The organism is Kribbella sp. NBC_01510 (assembly GCF_045040325.1).
In the GTDB taxonomy this organism is placed as follows: Bacteria; Actinomycetota; Actinomycetes; order Propionibacteriales; family Kribbellaceae; genus Kribbella.
On the sequence record NZ_CP109418.1, the window covers coordinates 4,853,870 to 4,869,204 of the forward strand.

General features: G+C 68.5%; 21 protein-coding genes and 1 pseudogene. 14 read left to right on the forward strand and 8 right to left on the reverse strand.

Annotated features, from left to right (window positions below; all coding sequences use genetic code 11):
* The first annotated feature begins 3 nt into the window (after positions 1 to 3).
* The 3 genes and pseudogenes from OG558_RS24320 to OG558_RS24330 all read left to right on the forward strand — a co-directional run bounded on the left by OG558_RS24320 (position 4) and on the right by OG558_RS24330 (position 2,390).
* Positions 4 to 435, forward strand: a complete 432-nt coding sequence (locus OG558_RS24320) for a hypothetical protein (RefSeq protein ID WP_405065064.1) — start codon at positions 4 to 6, stop codon at positions 433 to 435.
* A 23-nt stretch (positions 436 to 458) separates the two neighbouring features.
* Positions 459 to 1,090, forward strand: a pseudogene (gene folE / locus OG558_RS24325) (GTP cyclohydrolase I FolE).
* Positions 1,091 to 1,154: 64 nt separating this feature from the next.
* Complete coding sequence (locus tag OG558_RS24330; protein WP_405065065.1) at positions 1,155 to 2,390, forward strand: NAD(P)/FAD-dependent oxidoreductase; 1,236 nt, start codon at positions 1,155 to 1,157, stop codon at positions 2,388 to 2,390.
* A 43-nt stretch (positions 2,391 to 2,433) separates the two neighbouring features.
* Here OG558_RS24330 and OG558_RS24335 read toward each other — a convergent pair whose 3' ends face one another.
* The 6 genes from OG558_RS24335 to fdxA all read right to left on the reverse strand — a co-directional run bounded on the left by OG558_RS24335 (position 2,434) and on the right by fdxA (position 5,275).
* The gene (locus OG558_RS24335; RefSeq protein WP_405065067.1) at positions 2,434 to 2,907 is read right to left on the reverse strand and encodes a hypothetical protein; all 474 of its coding nucleotides are present in this window, start codon (positions 2,905 to 2,907) and stop codon (positions 2,434 to 2,436) included.
* A complete protein-coding gene (locus OG558_RS24340) occupies positions 2,867 to 3,232 on the reverse strand; it encodes a COX15/CtaA family protein (protein ID WP_405065068.1) in 366 nt (121 codons plus the stop codon). Before OG558_RS24340 ends, OG558_RS24335 begins: the two co-directional genes overlap by 41 nt.
* 127 nt (positions 3,233 to 3,359) lie before the next feature.
* A complete protein-coding gene (locus OG558_RS24345) occupies positions 3,360 to 3,791 on the reverse strand; it encodes a hypothetical protein (protein WP_405065070.1) in 432 nt (143 codons plus the stop codon).
* 76 nt (positions 3,792 to 3,867) lie between these two features.
* Positions 3,868 to 4,173 carry a cupin domain-containing protein gene (locus tag OG558_RS24350; protein ID WP_405065071.1) on the reverse strand — a complete coding sequence of 102 codons (306 nt, stop codon included), beginning with the start codon at positions 4,171 to 4,173 and terminating at the stop codon, positions 3,868 to 3,870.
* Between the two features lie 62 nt (positions 4,174 to 4,235).
* Positions 4,236 to 4,943: a helix-turn-helix transcriptional regulator gene (locus OG558_RS24355; RefSeq protein WP_405065072.1), complete on the reverse strand. Its 708-nt coding sequence runs from the start codon at positions 4,941 to 4,943 to the stop codon at positions 4,236 to 4,238.
* A 5-nt stretch (positions 4,944 to 4,948) separates the two neighbouring features.
* Positions 4,949 to 5,275, reverse strand: coding sequence for a ferredoxin (gene fdxA, locus OG558_RS24360; protein ID WP_405072214.1), 327 nt, complete (start codon positions 5,273 to 5,275; stop codon positions 4,949 to 4,951).
* A gap of 85 nt (positions 5,276 to 5,360) precedes the next feature.
* Between fdxA and OG558_RS24365 the strand changes: the two genes are divergently transcribed.
* On the forward strand, positions 5,361 to 6,086 hold the full coding sequence (locus OG558_RS24365; protein WP_405065073.1) for a DUF2249 domain-containing protein: 726 nt from the start codon (positions 5,361 to 5,363) through the stop codon (positions 6,084 to 6,086).
* Entirely contained in the window at positions 6,079 to 6,486 is a 408-nt protein-coding gene (locus tag OG558_RS24370; RefSeq protein ID WP_405065075.1) for a cupin domain-containing protein, read from the forward strand. The genes OG558_RS24365 and OG558_RS24370 overlap by 8 nt, the downstream gene beginning before the upstream one ends.
* A gap of 40 nt (positions 6,487 to 6,526) precedes the next feature.
* Here OG558_RS24370 and OG558_RS24375 read toward each other — a convergent pair whose 3' ends face one another.
* Together OG558_RS24375 and OG558_RS24380 are read right to left on the reverse strand one after the other, a co-directional pair.
* Positions 6,527 to 6,892 carry a DUF488 domain-containing protein gene (locus tag OG558_RS24375; RefSeq protein ID WP_405065076.1) on the reverse strand — a complete coding sequence of 122 codons (366 nt, stop codon included), beginning with the start codon at positions 6,890 to 6,892 and terminating at the stop codon, positions 6,527 to 6,529.
* A complete protein-coding gene (locus OG558_RS24380) occupies positions 6,889 to 7,341 on the reverse strand; it encodes a MarR family winged helix-turn-helix transcriptional regulator (RefSeq protein WP_405065077.1) in 453 nt (150 codons plus the stop codon). Before OG558_RS24380 ends, OG558_RS24375 begins: the two co-directional genes overlap by 4 nt.
* Positions 7,342 to 7,600: 259 nt before the next feature.
* On the opposite strand from OG558_RS24380, the gene OG558_RS24385 reads away from it, so the two are divergent.
* The 9 genes from OG558_RS24385 (at position 7,601) to OG558_RS24425 (ending at position 15,278) form a co-directional block, all read left to right on the forward strand.
* Entirely contained in the window at positions 7,601 to 8,077 is a 477-nt protein-coding gene (locus OG558_RS24385; RefSeq protein WP_405065079.1) for a hypothetical protein, read from the forward strand.
* Position 8,078: 1 nt separating this feature from the next.
* Entirely contained in the window at positions 8,079 to 9,863 is a 1,785-nt protein-coding gene (locus tag OG558_RS24390; RefSeq protein ID WP_405065081.1) for a glycoside hydrolase family 15 protein, read from the forward strand.
* 256 nt (positions 9,864 to 10,119) lie between these two features.
* Positions 10,120 to 10,788: a V-type ATP synthase subunit D gene (locus OG558_RS24395; protein ID WP_405065082.1), complete on the forward strand. Its 669-nt coding sequence runs from the start codon at positions 10,120 to 10,122 to the stop codon at positions 10,786 to 10,788.
* Positions 10,785 to 11,165 carry a hypothetical protein gene (locus OG558_RS24400; RefSeq protein WP_405065083.1) on the forward strand — a complete coding sequence of 127 codons (381 nt, stop codon included), beginning with the start codon at positions 10,785 to 10,787 and terminating at the stop codon, positions 11,163 to 11,165. The genes OG558_RS24395 and OG558_RS24400 overlap by 4 nt, the downstream gene beginning before the upstream one ends.
* Positions 11,162 to 13,099: a V-type ATP synthase subunit I gene (locus OG558_RS24405; RefSeq protein WP_405065085.1), complete on the forward strand. Its 1,938-nt coding sequence runs from the start codon at positions 11,162 to 11,164 to the stop codon at positions 13,097 to 13,099. The genes OG558_RS24400 and OG558_RS24405 overlap by 4 nt, the downstream gene beginning before the upstream one ends.
* Before the next feature lie 13 nt (positions 13,100 to 13,112).
* Positions 13,113 to 13,337, forward strand: a complete 225-nt coding sequence (locus tag OG558_RS24410; protein ID WP_405065087.1) for a hypothetical protein — start codon at positions 13,113 to 13,115, stop codon at positions 13,335 to 13,337.
* Positions 13,334 to 13,900: a V-type ATP synthase subunit E gene (locus OG558_RS24415; RefSeq protein ID WP_405065088.1), complete on the forward strand. Its 567-nt coding sequence runs from the start codon at positions 13,334 to 13,336 to the stop codon at positions 13,898 to 13,900. Before OG558_RS24410 ends, OG558_RS24415 begins: the two co-directional genes overlap by 4 nt.
* Positions 13,897 to 14,904 (forward strand): V-type ATPase subunit, encoded by a 1,008-nt coding sequence (locus tag OG558_RS24420; RefSeq protein ID WP_405065090.1) that lies wholly within the window; start codon positions 13,897 to 13,899, stop codon positions 14,902 to 14,904. Before OG558_RS24415 ends, OG558_RS24420 begins: the two co-directional genes overlap by 4 nt.
* Positions 14,901 to 15,278 (forward strand): V-type ATP synthase subunit F, encoded by a 378-nt coding sequence (locus OG558_RS24425; RefSeq protein WP_405065092.1) that lies wholly within the window; start codon positions 14,901 to 14,903, stop codon positions 15,276 to 15,278. The genes OG558_RS24420 and OG558_RS24425 overlap by 4 nt, the downstream gene beginning before the upstream one ends.
* Positions 15,279 to 15,335 lie beyond the last annotated feature (57 nt).

Here is a 15,335-nt window from a genome sequence, read left to right on the forward strand (position 1 = left end):
ACTATGAGCACTGAAGGGCGCACCGCCCGCACGCCAAGCCGGGAGACGCTGTCCGACCCGGCCTACCAGGCCTTCCTGGTCCTGCGAACCGTCTTCACGGTGGCCCCGATCCTGTTCGGCCTCGACAAGTTCGCCAACCTCCTCACCGACTGGCCCGGCTACCTGGCCCCCTGGATCAACGACATCGTCCCCGGCTCCGGCCAAGACGCCATGTACATCATCGGCGTCATCGAGATCGTCGCCGGGATCGCCGTCGCCCTGATCCCCCGCTACGGCGCACTCCTCGTCGCGGCCTGGCTCGCCGGCATCATCGTCAACCTGCTCACACTCTCAGGCTTCTACGACGTCGCCCTGCGCGACTTCGGCCTCCTCGTCGCCGCCCTCGCCCTGGCCCGCCTCGCCACCAAATACGCACCGGCCCGACACCACTCCTGACGGGCGGGGAAGGACCGAACCGCATGACTGTCTTAGAGCCGGATCGCTTCGCGCGGCAACCGCTGAAGCCTCAGCGGCTCCGCGTTGTCCCGGGGCGAGGTGAGATCGATCTGGTGGCTGCCGAACAGGCGGTCGCCGATCTCCTGATTGCCCTGGGCAAGGAGCCGGCCGGCGAGCATCTCGCCGACACACCGCGCCGGGTCGCCAAGTCGTATGCCGAGCTGCTCACGCCTCCTGCGTTCGAGTTGACCACCTTCCCCAATGACGAGGGCTACGACGAACTGGTGCTGGCCCGAAGCATTCCGGTGAACTCGCTGTGCGAACACCACCTGCTGCCGTTCCACGGCGTCGCCCACATCGGCTACCTGCCCGGGGATCGGATCCTGGGCCTGTCGAAGCTGGCGCGGGTCGTCGAGCTGTTCGCCCGCGATCTGCAGGCCAGGAGCGGTTGACCAAGCAGGTCGCCGACTGGCTGCAGGAGAACCTGGCACCCAAGGGCGTCGGCGTGGTGATCGAAGCCGAGCACCTGTGCGTGTCATCGCGCGGAGTTCGTGCCGCCGGTTCGCGCACGGTCACCTCGGCCCTGCACGGCTTGCTGAGAGACAGCCCGATCTCCCGCCAGGAGTTCTTCGCACTGGCCGGCATCCGTCCCTGAAGCGACACCCAGCACCCGTCAATAGCTGCTCTCATCCCGAGATTTCGTCACTGGAAAGGTGATCATGAACCACCAGCCCACCTACGTCATCGTTGGCGCGAGCCTGGCGGGAGCGGCGGCGGCTCAGACGCTGCGGGAACAGGGGTTCGCCGGACGGATCGTCCTGATCGGTGACGAGATCGAGCTGCCTTACGAGCGGCCTGCGCTGTCGAAGGGCTATCTGCTCGGCACGGATGAGCGAGCGAAGATCTACGTCCACGACGAGTGCTGGTACGCCGACCACGCGGTGGACCTTCTGCTCGGCCGGCGCGTGACATTGCTGGACCGCGTCGCCCACCAGGTGGAGCTCGACACCGGCGCCCGGATCGGCTACGCGAAGTTGCTGCTGGCCACGGGAGCTTCGCCACGCCGCCTCCGGTTGCCGGGCGCGGAGCTCGAGGGCGTGCACTACCTGCGGCGGGTCGAGGAATCCGACCGGTTGCGCGAGGCCATCCGCGCCGGTGGCCGCATCGTCGTCGTGGGTGGCGGCTGGATCGGCCTGGAGACGGCCGCCGCGGCCCGTGAGTTCGGCTGCGACGTGACCGTCATCGATCCGCAGCCGGCGCCGCTGCTCGCTGCCCTCGGAAGCGAGATGGGCGCGTTCTTCGCCGGCCTGCACCTGCACCATGGTGTCGATCTGCGGTTGAGTCACACTGTGACCGAGTTCCGTGGGACCGGTCGCGTGAACAGTGTCCTGACCGATGACGGCAGCGAGTTCGCGGCGGACGCGGTCATCGTGGGCATCGGCGCGATCCCGAACATCGAACTCGCGGAGCAGGCAGGTTTGAGCTGCGACAACGGGATCGTCGTCAACGAGATGCTGTGCACGCAAGACCCGGACGTCTATGCAGTGGGCGATGTCGCGAATTCGTACCGGCCCTTCTACGGCGGGCATCTGCGAACCGAACACTGGGCCAACGCGTTGCATGGTGCTCCGGTCGCAGCCCAGGCGATGCTCGGGCAGCGGATTGCCTACGACAAGCTTCCGTACTTCTTCACCGACCAGTACGACGTCGGGATGGAGTTCTCCGGCTGGATCGGCCCGGACGGCTACGACCGTCTCGTCACCCGCGGCGATGTCGCTGGGCAGGCGTTCCACGCATTCTGGCTGACCGACAATCGAGTGGTGGCAGGGATGCAGGTCAACTTGTGGGACGACGGCATCGCGCCCGTCGACGAGCTGATCCGCAGCCGGCAACCGGTGGATCCGGACCGGCTTGCGGACGCGTCAGTTCCCTTGGCCGCACACGTCACGGTTTAGCCGCGTCATGTCGCCCCGCCACGAGGAGGCGGGTCGCACCGGTTCAGGTGGTGGTCAGTGGGGCACAGGCAGCGTAACTGTGATCGAACAGCACGGTGATCAACGCTGTGAGCACCGCAGCTAGGGCCATGTGCACGAGTACCAGTTCCCACGGAAGGCCGGTGAAGTATTGAGTGAACCCGATCGCGCCCTGGGTGAGTTCGGTCACCAGCACTACGGTGGACAACCGCCGGACGGTTCGGGCGGTCTCCGTGGCCCGGGAAACGACTACCAGCGCCACTGTCGCGCCGAGCAACACGCAGACCGCGTCGGTGTGCAGCTGACTGATCGCTGTTTCATCGAGGCCGTTGCGTCCTGATTCGGGGTCGCCGGCGTGTGGCCCGGCGCCCGTGACCACAGTGCCCAGTACGAGCACCAGCCAGGCCGTGATCAGGCATGTTGCAGCCAGTGCCCGCACCGCCGGTGGCGCGTGTGGATCAGCTGAGGCGCCGGCGCGGCGCGCCAGTGTCACGGTCAAGCGTCACCATCGACAGCGAGACCAGGAAGTGTGTCGACACGATCCATGGATTCAAGCCTGTCAGGACGCTGATTCCGCCGAGTGCAGCCTGCAGAGGCACTCCGAGCGCGGCGAACGTGGCCAACCGGCGCAGGTCTGTCCGTAGCGGCCGATGGAGCATCACGATCAGCCACGTCATGACCGCGACCGCGGCCACCGCGATGGTAATCATCCGGTTCCCGAACTCGATCGCTGCATGGATTCCCATCGCGCTGTGTGGGACGTACGACGCGTCGGTGCATTGCGGCCAGGTTGGGCAGCCGAGTCCCGAACCTGTCAGACGCACCAGGCCACCCGTGGTCAAGATGCCGACATTGGCTGCTACCGATACCCATCCCCAGGCCCGCACTGCGCTGAGATCCGCCCTGGGCCAACGGCTGAAGTCGCGAGGGCTGTGTCGCGTCAAGTACAAGTCACTCCGCCACGAGGAGGCAGATTCCGAGCGCTGCCAACGTGAGCACCTTGGCTGCCTCGAGACCGACGTAGTACAGGTGCATGCTCGATCGGCGCGGGTGCTGACCGGCGAGGACGCGGTCGGTGCGCCGGTTGAGTTGGGGCCGGATGGCGATGAGTTGTCCGGCCAGGATGATCAGGATCGCTGCTGTGAGAGTCGCTACGGAGCCGGTCGGCCGTCCCACGGCGATCGCTGCGAGCGCAACCAGCGCCAATGCGATCTCGACGCGGTTGAGCGCCCGGAAGACGATGCGGCCGATGCCGAGCCCGATGGGGATGTCGACACCTGGGGCGCGGAATTTGAGGGGCGCCTCCAGGAAGGAGATCGCGAGCACCATGCCGAGCCAGGTGAAGACGGCGGCGGTTGCTACGGCGGCTGGTGCGGCGTTCACTGTTGCTCCTTCTGGATCCGTGACGTTGCCCGCGCTCGGGGACCGTGGAGGAGTCCCGGCGTGGTTGCCGATGGCCCTATGCGGCCGGCCAACCGGTGATTCGCGCGACGAAGTCGGGCGGTGAGGCGACGATCATCATGACGGCGGGTTCGGTTCCTGGGTTGGTCAGGCTGACGCGTTCCCCGGTGGCGAGGTGTGCGACGGCGCCGGGGGCGAGTCTGTGCTGCTGGTCGCCTTGCCGAAGCTCGATGGAGCCGGAGAGGTGGATCAGGATGATTTCCGACGGTCCGTGGTCGTGTTCGGGCAGGCCGCCACCGGGCGGGATCCAGACCTGGACCATGGCGATGTTGTCGGAGGTCTCGGCCGCGACGAGTACTTCCATCGTCGGACCTCCGGGGATGGGCGCCCGGCGCCGGGGCGTGGTACCGATCCTGGTCAGGTACATCATGCGCTCCTGTTGCGACGATTGTGCGCCCGGGCGCCCACGCCGGTACTGCGGGCGGGGGAGAGGTGGACGATGCAGGCGTCGGGCTCGGCGAACGGCTCGAGGCTCGTTGCCGTGATCGGTGCGCGGATCTCGGTGAGGGCACCTCGCATCAGGCCGAGATGCAGCGGACACAAGGTAGACGAGTACTCCTCCGCGAGCTCCAGGAAGGGGCAGTGTCGCAGCCTGATGCGATCGGCTGGGTCGCCGTCGGGTTCCGGCGCGAACCCCAGGTCGGTCATCATCGCGGTCAACCGCTGGGTGGCCTCGGCGACGCCGGGCTGACGGGACGGGGGGATGTGCTCGACCAGATAGCCGCCCCAGTTGCGGCCCGCGGCCTCGGCTGCCGCGCCCGCATCGGGACTCGTGGACAGCTGGCCGAGCAGGATCTTGGCCAGCAGGTGGTACTGACGCCGGCCGCCTCGGTCCATCCCCGGATGTGGTGTGTGCACGGTCCGCGGCCGGCCCCGCCCGGTCGGCTCCTCGAGCCGGCGGTCGACCAGTCCTTGCGTCACGAGCGCGTCGAGGTGGAACCGGACCGTGTTGGGGTGGATACCGAGCCGTCCGGCGAGCTCAGTGACACCCAGCGGAGCGTCGGAGCCGCGCAGGGCTTCGAGCAGTGCCTGCCGGCGGGGCTGGTCGCCGGCCGTCTGGTCAGTCCTGGTCATGGAGGTCAGCTTGCCTGCTCCTGCGGCGGTAGCGCCGCAATAAGGGGGTGGTCGTGTGCCATGGCGCCCACCTTGAAGGCACCGCCGGGGGAGCCGAGGTCGTCGAAGAATCCGGCGTTCGCGGCCTGGTAGTCCTTCCACTGCTCGGGCAGGTCGTCCTCGTAGAAGATGGCCTCGACCGGGCAGACCGGTTCACACGCGCCGCAGTCGATGCACTCGTCGGGCTGGATGTAGAGGGAGCGCCCACCTTCGTAGATGCAGTCGACCGGGCATTCGTCGACGCAGGCTCGGTCCTTGAGGTCGACGCACGGCAACGCGATCACGTAGGTCACAGCGGGCTCCCTCATCAGACGCTTGTAATTACTACAAATATCACATGTAATAATCATTGAAAAGCGACCTGAGGAGAGTGGCAGCATGCCGGCTTCGGAGATCTACATCCAGGCGACCGAGACCGACCCGGACGTCATCGCTCGCGGTGCGGTCCAAGAGGCCCACGATCGACTGCTGTCCGGACTGGCGGAGCTGACCACGGCGCAGCCAGTTGCCCAAGGTGCCGAGCGGCTGTCTGCAGAGTTGGTGGACTTCTGCCTCCATGAAGTGCGCCGGTACCTAGTCACTGCGGATCGGAACCTGTATGCGCCCGCCTCCGAGGATGATGAGACCCGGCTCCTGGTCGATGCTCTCCGGATCGGGGCCGCGGCACTCAACGCGCAGATCGATGAACTGGCAGCCGCCGGCCCGGTAGATGCGGCGAGGCTCGGCGTCATGATCGCGGCGGCCCTGGATAGCCACCTCCAGATCGAGGAGTCGGTGTTGCTTCCCGCGCTCGCCGGCCTGACTGGTGTGGATCCGTCCTTACTGGCCGCGGACCTGCGGGCTTACCTCGCGGGGGAGCAGGTCGAGCAGCCGACGGTCATCGACGTACGGCGAATCGCTCGGGGCGGCCGTCATCCACGCGTATTCGCCCGCTATGCTCGGCTGGCTCCGGGGGAGGCGTTCATCTTGGTCAACAGCCACGACCCCAAGCCGTTGCGCCGGGAGTTCGAAGCCATGCACCCGGGCGCCTTCAGCTGGGACTATCTGCTGGCCGGGCCTGAGGAATGGCGGGTGCGGATCGGTCGGGTTGCCGCTGATGCCTGAGGAGTCGCCTGCGGTTCCAGCTGACCTCCTGCCTGAGCGGCCGACGGTGCGGGTCCTGGTCGACGTGCGTGAACTCGTCGACGAGTCGACCGTACCCTCGGGTGCGCGGTGGACGCTTGCCGAGCCGGGTCGCCAGCTCGACGCGAACCTCATCCATCTACCTGCCGGACAGCGCGTGGACACCCACACCGAGCCGGATCTCGACGTCATCCTCATCGTCATCGCGGGTGGCGGCTCCGTCGGTACACCTGACGGTGAGCAGGCTCTTGCCGGCGGCAACGTCGTCTGGTTGCCCCACGGCTCGACCCGTAACATCACCGCCGGCGACAACGGCCTGTCCTACCTGACCATCCATCGGCGCCGTCCCGGCCTGCAGATCAGGAAGCGCCCCGCTCAGTAGGTCGATGTCTGCCAGCTAGCCGATCAGACCGGACAGGAGGTCAACGCGGCTCCTGCAGCAGCCGGGCCAGGACCGCCGCCTGGCTGTGATCCACGTCCTTGGTCGCCGTCACCAGGGTCAGGGCATCGCGCTTTGTCAGCGTGCGCAGGTGGTCCAGCGCGTTCCGTCCGGCCTGTGTTGCCAGCTCGTCGCGATAACGCGCCTCGAACTGTGCGAACCGCTCCGGGACGTGGCCGTACCACTTGCGGAGTTCGGTGGATGGTGCGACGTCCTTTGCCCACTCATCGATGGCGGCCGCTTCCTTGCGGATCCCGCGGGGCCACACACGATCGACCAGGACCCGGATGCCATCATCGGCCGCAGGGTGATCGTAGATCCTGCGGACCCGGACAGTGTGGCGCGTCATGCGGCACCGCCGGCGGTGCCGCTCCAGTCGGGCACTGCGAGGGCCGTGCCCATGCGTCGAAGCTCGTCGCGGTGCAGCGCACTGAGCCGCGCCAACGCCCGCTCGCCGTGCCGCGTCAACTCCACCCGGACCACTCTGGCGTCCGTCGGATCTGACGCCCTGTTCACGAGATCTTGCGCCTGCGCACGGTTCACGAGTTCCACGACGCTGTGGTGACGCAACTGGAGGCGGTCGGCCAACTCGGTCAAGGTCGCCCACTCGCGGCCGGGGAACCCCTTCAACGCCAGCAGCAACTGGTACTGCTGCGGCGTCAGGCCATGACCGCGAACGGTCTGCTCGCTGAAGCGCAGGTACCGGCGGATGCCGAAACGGAAACGAGCCAACGCCTCGAAATCCGCCTTCGTCAACGGCTCTGCCGCCTGCTCATCGTGCATCGTGTCCGGCTGCATGTGGTCACATCCTCAGTGGTTTCGCCGGGAGACCCGGCCCTGACGCAAGTATATCGTGTTACGATATACTTGCGCAGGTCGCTCCACAGGGCGCGCGATGCGCCAGGAGGTGCGCCGTGGTTCGTGGAACCGGGGGAGTGCGCGGCCCAGACCAGCGATCGCCGTTGTGCTGTTCTTCTCGCCTGGCCGGCCGCCGCTTTACGGACGACTGGCGGAGCCTTCGGTTCACCCGTAGCCGACGGGCCTGACAGGCGACGTCGTGGACTGGTTCGGGTGGGCGGTATTCGGGTTGGTGGCCACTTCCGCGCTGACTGCCGTGATGATCACCGCGCAGCTGGCCGGCCTCACCCGGCTGGACCTTCCGCTCGTACTCGGCACCCTGGTCACAGAGGACCCCGATCGTGCCCGGGTCGCTGGGTTCCTCATCCATCTGGTGGTCGGCCAGGTGTTCGCGCTCGGCTACGCGACCGTGTTCGCCCTGCTGCATCGAGCCACCTGGTGGCTTGGCGGCCTGCTTGGCCTCCTGCATGTCGCGGTCGCGCTGATGGTGCTGCTCCCAGTGCTCCCCGGGCTCCATCCCCGGATGGCATCGCACCGCGCCGGACCCGCGAGCAGAGCCGTGCTCGAGCCACCGGGTCTGCTCGCCCTCAACTATGGCGTGCAGACTCCAGCCGTAACCATCGCCGCCCACCTCGTCTACGGTGCCATGCTCGGCCTGCTGCTCCAGGCCCGTTGAAATGAAGCCGATCGCCGACTACGGACTGCTGGGTGACACCCGCACCGCGGCACTCGTCTCCAGCGACGGCTCACTCGACTGGCTGTGCGCTCCGCGCTTCGACGGCGCCCCGGTCTTCGGAGCACTTGTTGGCGGTCCTGACGCGGGCAGATTCCGGTTGGGACCAGCCGCCACCGCCACTGTTGTCGAGCGCAAGTACCGCCTCCACACCGCGACCCTGGAGACCACCTGGGCCACCCCCCGCGGCAAGCTGACACTGACCGAGGCGATGGTGGCCGAGGTAGCCGGACGCCTGTTGCCTGCGACGGTCCTCGTGCGGCGATTGTCCGCCGAGGGCGACGCCGTCGAGGCTCTGGTCGAGTTCGACCCGCGCCGCGGTGAGGAGCACACCCGGCCGCGCAGCCGACGCCGCGGCCAGGATCTCGTCTGCGAATGGGGCGCGCTGGCGATGTCGCTGAGCTGCGATGCCGGGCCAGCCATCGAGCCCGGTATGCCGACGCCCTTCACGGTCACCCCTGATCGGCCGGTCACGTTCGTCCTCACCATCGCGCATCGGGAACCGCTGGTCCAGGTTCAGGCTGCCGCCGCCTGGGCGCTTCTCACCGAGGACGAGAGCCGGTGGCGTGCCTGGACGGCTCGGGTCGACCAGGAGCTGCCCTTTCGTGAGGAGGTGCTTCGCAGCCTGCTGACGCTGCGCCTGTTGACGTACTCGCCGTCCGGTGCGCCCGTGGCCGCGCCGACCACCTCACTTCCCGAGCAGCTCGGCGGGGTGCGGAACTGGGACTACCGCTTTGCGTGGCCCCGGGACGCAAGCATCGGGATCGCGGCGTTCCTCGGTGTCGGCATGGTCGAGGAAGCCCGAGGGTTCCTGTGGTGGTTGCTGCACGCCAGCCGGCTGCAACGTCCCCGGCTACCGGTTCTCCTCACCTTGGACGGTCGACAAGCACCCCCAGAACGTGGCCTGCGAAACTGGCCGGGCTACGCTGGCAGCGTCCCGGTCCGGGTGGGCAATGGTGCGGCCCAGCAACATCAACTTGACGGTTACGGATGGGTGCTCGACGCCGCCTGGAACCTCGTGCAGGCGGGGCATCCGTTGTACTCCGAAACGTGGCGCGCGATGCGCGGTTTCGCCGACCTGGTCGCGCGACGGTGGAGTGAGCCGGACGCAGGCATCTGGGAGGTCCGCGGGGACCAGGTCCATCACGTGCATTCCAAGCTGATGGCCTGGCTGGCGCTCGACCGAGCCCTGCGGATCGCCGAGACGCACCGGCTCTCCGACCGTCGGCGGCGCCGCTGGCAGGCCGGCCGCGAGGCGATCCGCATCGAGGTAAAGAAGCTGGGTTTCGACACCAGTATCGGTAGCTACACCAGAAGCTACGGGTCACAGGAACTCGACGCCGCCGTCCTCGTCCTGCCCCGGATCGGACTCGAGGAGCGCGGATCACCGCGGGTCCGCGGGACAGTGGATGCCATCCGCAGCCAACTGAGTGCCGAGGGTCCCTTGCTGTACCGATACCCACCGGGACGCGACGGACTGCCGGGCACCGAAGGCGCGTTCTTGCCATGTTCCTTCTGGCTGGTTGAAGCGCTGGCACTTGATGACCGCCGGTGCGAGGCCCTCGACCTGTTCACCGAACTGCTGGACCGCGCCAGCCCGTTGGGCCTGTACGCCGAAGAGATGGACCCCACGACCCGCGAACACCTCGGCAACTACCCGCAGGCACTGACCCACGCCGCCCTCATCCAGGCCGCTCTCGCGCTCCGGGACCGCCCGCCTGCCTCGTGACGTACCTGCCCGATGGCAAGATCCGGCGCCTCGCATCCGCCCAACTGCCCTGAGCAGGGCACCCCGGTCGTCGAACCCGCATCCCAGGCGTTGCGCCGCGCCCAAAACGGTCGGTCGAGAACGACCTTGGACCAGCTGCACCATTGCCGGTTCCCGGCAATCAACGAGATGCGACCTTCGCCGAAGGTGCCAATACCCGGCGAAGCGGCGTCACGGCAGTGTCAGAGATACCCGATCACGCATCCGGGAGTGTGCCATGCAATCCCCTGTTGCTACCCGAAGTGAGCTGCTCGACCGCCGGCGGCGGGCGGTCTTCGTCGCTCAAGGCCGCGATCTGCTCAAAGACAAACGAACCGCGCTGGTGCGCGAGTTCCGCCACCACCAGACAGAGCTCCTGGACGGGCTGGAACGGCTGCGGATCCTCGCGGTCCAGGCACGGCAGCGTCTTGACGAGGCCACCGCGGTGTGCGGCCCGGAGGCACTCGCATCGGGCGCGCTGGCCGCCGGGATCGGGATCGGCGCGGAGCTGCGGTCTCGAACCGTGGCCGGTGTTCATGTGTTCGACCTGCGCCATGGCCCGGTCCGCCGCAACGCTGCCACCCGCGGCTGGGCACCAGCCCTGGTCTCGGTCCACCTCGACACCGTCGCGACGGCCTACGAGGAGGAACTCAAGTGGCTGCTGGATCTGTGTGCGGTGGAGCTGAGCGTGCGCCGGCTGGCTACGGAGATTGCCCGGACCACCACGCAGGTCAATGCCTTGGACAACATCGTGCTCCCTCAGTTGCACGACGAGGCGCGGCGGATCGCGCTCACGCTGGACGAGCGCGAACGCGAGGAGCACGCCCGTCTCAGACGCGCCCGGACCCGGCGGGCCTCCCGCGACGCGACCAGCGACGGCCCTGACCGCAGTCGGAGCGCGGCATGAGCCGCGCGCAATCTGACGGCGACACGGTTGCCCAGGCGACGCCGCACGAGTTGGTGCGCGAGCTTGAGAATTCGATCGCCGCCCGGCTGGCCGCGGCGAACCAAGCCGGCGCTGAGGTGGCACTAGCTCAAGTGCAGGCGGATCACCTCATCGCCGAGGCTGAGGTTCGGGCGGCGGAGGAGGCGCGGCAACGGACAGCCGCGATCCTGTCCGCCGCCCGCGCCGAGGCCGCCCGGTTGACCGAAGCTGGCCTCCGCCGCGCCGCCGAGCTGACCGCGGTCGCCGCCCGGCACCGTGACCAGGACGTCGCCACTGTCGTCGCCGCGGTGCTGCCGCAACAGATACGGTCATCGCAGGACGAGGTGAGCCGCGCATGATGGTCCCGCTCACCCAGCTCGAGGTCGTCGGGCTTCGGCCGCGCCTGGACGACGCGCTGACAGCCTTGCAGGAACTGCGGCTGGCCGAGGTCGTGACCATCGTCGATCCAGGCGAGACCCCGCCCGACCTGGCTGACCTCATCGCCCGCACCGACGCCCTGCTCGAGCTCGTCGACCAGTCCGCGACCGGCACCGTGCCCAGCGACAGCGCCCTACGGACCACCCTCGACCACGTCGAACCTCAGGTGGCAAAACTGCTGGCCGAACAGGAGGAGCTACGCAGCGAAGCTGAGGCACTGCCTCGGTCCATCGACGCCCTCGACGGGCTACAGCCGCTCGTGCCCGAACTCGGGCGGCTGGATGATCGGCAGCTGGCGAACCTGGGCCTGGCCAGTATGGCGCTGGTCCTCGACGACCCTGACCTGCGGATCGTCCCCGAGCTCACCCGGCAACTCGCCGACCTGCTCGGCCGAGGATACCTGATGGTCACCTCCCCGGCGACACCCGGCAACCCCGTCGGCTGCCTGCTCGTTCTTCGCCGCCGCGATCTACCCGACGTCCACGCGCTGCTCGGCACGGAGCGGATCGTCGAGGTAGGTGTCCCCGCTGCCTACGCCGGCAAGTCGCTGCGCGCGACCGTCGAGGCGATGCGCGAACGGCTCGCCGCATTGCCCGGGGAACGCGACCGCGTGCAGGCCCGACTGGCCGCCACAGTCACGCCGGTCGCGGGGTCACTGCACGCCACCATCGCCACGCTGCGGGCCCGTGCCGAACGAGCTGTGGCGGCCACACAGGCCGATCTGTCCTCGCGCACGTTCATCCTCAGGCTCTGGGTCCCGACCAAACAGACCGCACGGGTCGAGCAGGCACTGACCGACCGGCTCGGACCGGCTGTCGCCGTCGAGCGCCTCGACACCAGTGAACAGGCTGAGGATCAGCCGGTTCTGCTGAGGAACCGGCCCGGCTGGCAGCCGTTTCAGCAGCTCGTCGGGCTCTTGTCCTGGCCGTCGCGCGGCGACCTGGATCCCACCGGTCTGACGGCGCTGGTGCTGCCGCTCTTCTTCGGCGTCATGGTCGGCGACGTCGTCTACGGTGCCCTCCTGCTGGCGGCCGCGTGGTGGCTCAGATCGCACTGGGCCAAGAACAGCACGATCGGCGAGGTCGGCCGGGTGATGATGCTCGGCGGAGCCTGGACGGTCCTGTTCGGCCTCCTCTACGGCGAAGCACTCGGCAGCCTGGGCCACAGCATCGGCATGCCGGCGCTCTGGTTCTACCGAGGCGGCCCGACCGCGCTCCAACCCTTGCTGCTGTTCTCGTTGGCCATCGGCCTGGCCCACGTCGTCTTGGGATTGCTGCTGGGCGTATGGACGGCCGCCCGCGGACACCAGCGTCGGCATCTGGCCTCGAAACTGGGAACCCTTCTGGTGCTGGCCGGGCTCTTCGGGCTGGCCGGTGTCACCGCCGCAGGATTCCCCGCACAGGTACTGACTCCCGCAGTTGCCGCGCTCGTCGTCGGTGTCGTCGTGGCCTGCGTGTCCCAGGGCGCGCTCGGGCTGCTGCTGGGCCCACTCGATCTGCTCGGTGCCCTCGGCAACGTCTTGTCCTACCTGCGGCTGGCGGCGGTCGGTCTCGCTTCGACGTACCTGGCCGAGGTCGCCAACCAGCTCGGCGCCCGAGGGCCGCTGCTGCTCGGACTACTCGTCGCCATCCTGTTTCATGCCCTGAATCTCGCCCTGGCGGCGTTCAGCCCGACCATCCAGGCGCTCCGGCTGCACTACGTCGAGTTCTTCGGACAGTTCTACGAAGGCGGCGGCCGACTCTTCGCACCTCTCGGCGGATCCGTCGCCCGTGGTCTCGAGTCAGAGCGCCTCGCTGCGCTGCCCTCCACCGCAGCCAACTCACCCGAGCCGGTCCCGGCCGGGTCACCCGTCTGAAAGGACAAACACCATGGAACTCGGACTGATCGCCCTCGCCGCCGGCCTCGCCGTCGGACTCGCCGCCCTCGCTACCGGCTACGCCCAGGCACGCATCGGAGCCGCGGCCATGGGCGCGGTGGCAGAGAAGCCCGAACTGACCGGCCGCGCGATCCTGCTCGTCGCGATCCCGGAAACCCTAGTCATCCTCGGGTTCGCGGTCGCAGCCATGATCATCCTGCTCCTCGGCGGCAAATGATGGCCCTGCGCGACCTGCTCACCGCACTGGAAGAAGAAGGAGCAGCCGAGCACGAGAAGGCCCAACAAGACAGGCGCCAGGAGGCAGCTCAGCTTCTCGCCGATGCCCACGAGCGCGCCGCCAAGATCCATCACGATGCCGTCACATCGGCCGAAACCGCAGCCCGGCAGGAGTCGGACAATCTGTTGATCACCGCGCGGTTCAGGGCCCGCCGGGCCGCCCGGACCGCGCGCGACGACGCGCTGGAAGAGGTCCTCAGCCAGGTACGCGAGCAACTGCTTGCCCTGCCCGGCAGCCCAGACGGGCCGGGACTGGCGGCCGCCTGCCTGGAGGAAGCGGTCATCGCGATGCCGCAGGCTACGACAGTGCATGTTCACCCTGCCGACGCACCGAAGCTGAGGCCCGAATCCACGTTCCAGATCGTCGCCGACCTCGAACACGGCGGCGCCATCGCCGAGGACGACCAGGGCCGCTACATCGACAACACCTACCTCACTCGGCTGGCAAACACCTGGCCGGAGATCCGCGCCGAACTGAGCAGCTCCTGGAATCAGGACTCGTGACGCCCCGCGCAGACTTCATCGCCGGCAACACCCGGCTCCGGGCGCGACTGCCCGCCCTGCTCGGCCCCTTCGAGTACGAGCAGTTCGCCAGTCTGTCCCGCAGCGAAGTCGCCGAACGGCTGGCCGCGTCGATTTACCGCCCTTACCTGAGCCGTGACCCTGCGGGCGACCTGAGGCTCCTCGACGCTGTCGGGCGCCGGTTGCGCGACCTGTTGCGCGGAGTTCGGGGACTGTACGGCGGCATTGCCGGCACCGCGGTCGGGGTACTGCTGGCCCGGCACGACCTGCGCGACACTCTCGCGTTGCTGCGCGGCGCGCGCACCGGGCAGCCCGCCGTAGACCGGCTCGCCGCAGTCATGGGGGTCGGTGCTCTCGATCAGCGATCCGCCGCCGACGTCGCCGCGGCACCCGACGGCGCGACAGCAGCCTTCCGACTCGCCGCGCACCGGCTCCCCGACCCGCTGACCGCCGGGGCGCTCCCAAGGGCCTGGGAACGCTACGAGCTGACCGGCGACCCGGACGAGTTCGAAACAGCCGTCGCGGCGGCCGCGATCGACGGCTGGATCGACCGTCTGGAATGGGTCGGCCGGGCCGCTCGCCCCATCCTGGAGCTGATCCAGGCCGAAAGCGATCGGGCCAACCTGCTCGCGGTCCTGCGCGACCCAGCACTCCAGATGCCGCGTCTTTTGCCCACCGGGCTGGTGCCCGAATCGGCGTTGCTGGCCGCCCGGCGCGGCGACCTCCAGACCGCCGTCGCCACCCGCCCCAGCTGGCGGCAACCCTTAGAACGTCACCTCCACAACGAAAACCTCCCCGCGCTCGAATGGGACCTGGCCATGGACCTGTGGCGACAGGCAGTGCGCGGCCTGCGGCGCGACGACCCCCTGGGCGCCGACGTGCCCGTCGGCTACGTCCTGGCCGCCGAATGCGAGGCACGCACCATCCGGCTCCTTCTCGCCGGCACCGCTCCCGCTCATGACGTCCGAGACCTGCTCGTCCGATGAACACGACGTCGCCGCTCAGACAAGACAAGCCCATGACCGACGCGCTGGTCATCGCCACACCCGCCACCGCCACCGGGTTCCGTCTCGGTGGGGCGCGAACCATCACCGCGGACGACGCTGCCCAGACCATCGCCGCGGTCACCCAAGAGATCGCCGACGGCCGAGCCGCAGTCATCGCCATCCACGGGGCACTCTGGTCGCTCGTCGCACCGTCGGTCCGCGCGACCTGGACCAAACAGACCTCCCCGCTCATCCTCACGCTCCCCGACGAGGACGGCGACGTCTCCGCGGCCAAGGACGCAGCGCTCCGTGACCTGCTGGCCCGCGCAATCGGCTACCAGATCACCTTCACCCCCAGCGGAGGCCCGGAATGACCAGGACCAGACCACGCACTACGCCAGTGCAACCGGGGCGTCCCGGACCGGCCAGGC

Excerpts from the sequence above, each read along its gene's own strand:
- OG558_RS24330 (WP_405065065.1), top strand. The coding sequence starts at position 1,155 with ATGAACCACCAGCCCACCTACGTCATCGTTGGCGCGAGCCTGGCGGGA.
- OG558_RS24380 (WP_405065077.1), bottom strand. The coding sequence starts at position 7,341 with ATGCAGCCGGACACGATGCACGATGAGCAGGCGGCAGAGCCGTTGACG.
- OG558_RS24375 (WP_405065076.1), bottom strand. The coding sequence starts at position 6,892 with ATGACGCGCCACACTGTCCGGGTCCGCAGGATCTACGATCACCCTGCG.
- OG558_RS24400 (WP_405065083.1), top strand. The coding sequence starts at position 10,785 with ATGAGCCGCGCGCAATCTGACGGCGACACGGTTGCCCAGGCGACGCCG.
- OG558_RS24350 (WP_405065071.1), bottom strand. The coding sequence starts at position 4,173 with ATGGAAGTACTCGTCGCGGCCGAGACCTCCGACAACATCGCCATGGTC.
- OG558_RS24390 (WP_405065081.1), top strand. The coding sequence starts at position 8,079 with ATGAAGCCGATCGCCGACTACGGACTGCTGGGTGACACCCGCACCGCG.
- OG558_RS24370 (WP_405065075.1), top strand. The coding sequence starts at position 6,079 with ATGCCTGAGGAGTCGCCTGCGGTTCCAGCTGACCTCCTGCCTGAGCGG.
- OG558_RS24425 (WP_405065092.1), top strand. The coding sequence starts at position 14,901 with ATGAACACGACGTCGCCGCTCAGACAAGACAAGCCCATGACCGACGCG.
- OG558_RS24355 (WP_405065072.1), bottom strand. The coding sequence starts at position 4,943 with ATGACCAGGACTGACCAGACGGCCGGCGACCAGCCCCGCCGGCAGGCA.
- OG558_RS24410 (WP_405065087.1), top strand. The coding sequence starts at position 13,113 with ATGGAACTCGGACTGATCGCCCTCGCCGCCGGCCTCGCCGTCGGACTC.
- OG558_RS24365 (WP_405065073.1), top strand. The coding sequence starts at position 5,361 with ATGCCGGCTTCGGAGATCTACATCCAGGCGACCGAGACCGACCCGGAC.
- OG558_RS24415 (WP_405065088.1), top strand. The coding sequence starts at position 13,334 with ATGATGGCCCTGCGCGACCTGCTCACCGCACTGGAAGAAGAAGGAGCA.
- OG558_RS24320 (WP_405065064.1), top strand. The coding sequence starts at position 4 with ATGAGCACTGAAGGGCGCACCGCCCGCACGCCAAGCCGGGAGACGCTG.
- OG558_RS24395 (WP_405065082.1), top strand. The coding sequence starts at position 10,120 with ATGCAATCCCCTGTTGCTACCCGAAGTGAGCTGCTCGACCGCCGGCGG.
- OG558_RS24405 (WP_405065085.1), top strand. The coding sequence starts at position 11,162 with ATGATGGTCCCGCTCACCCAGCTCGAGGTCGTCGGGCTTCGGCCGCGC.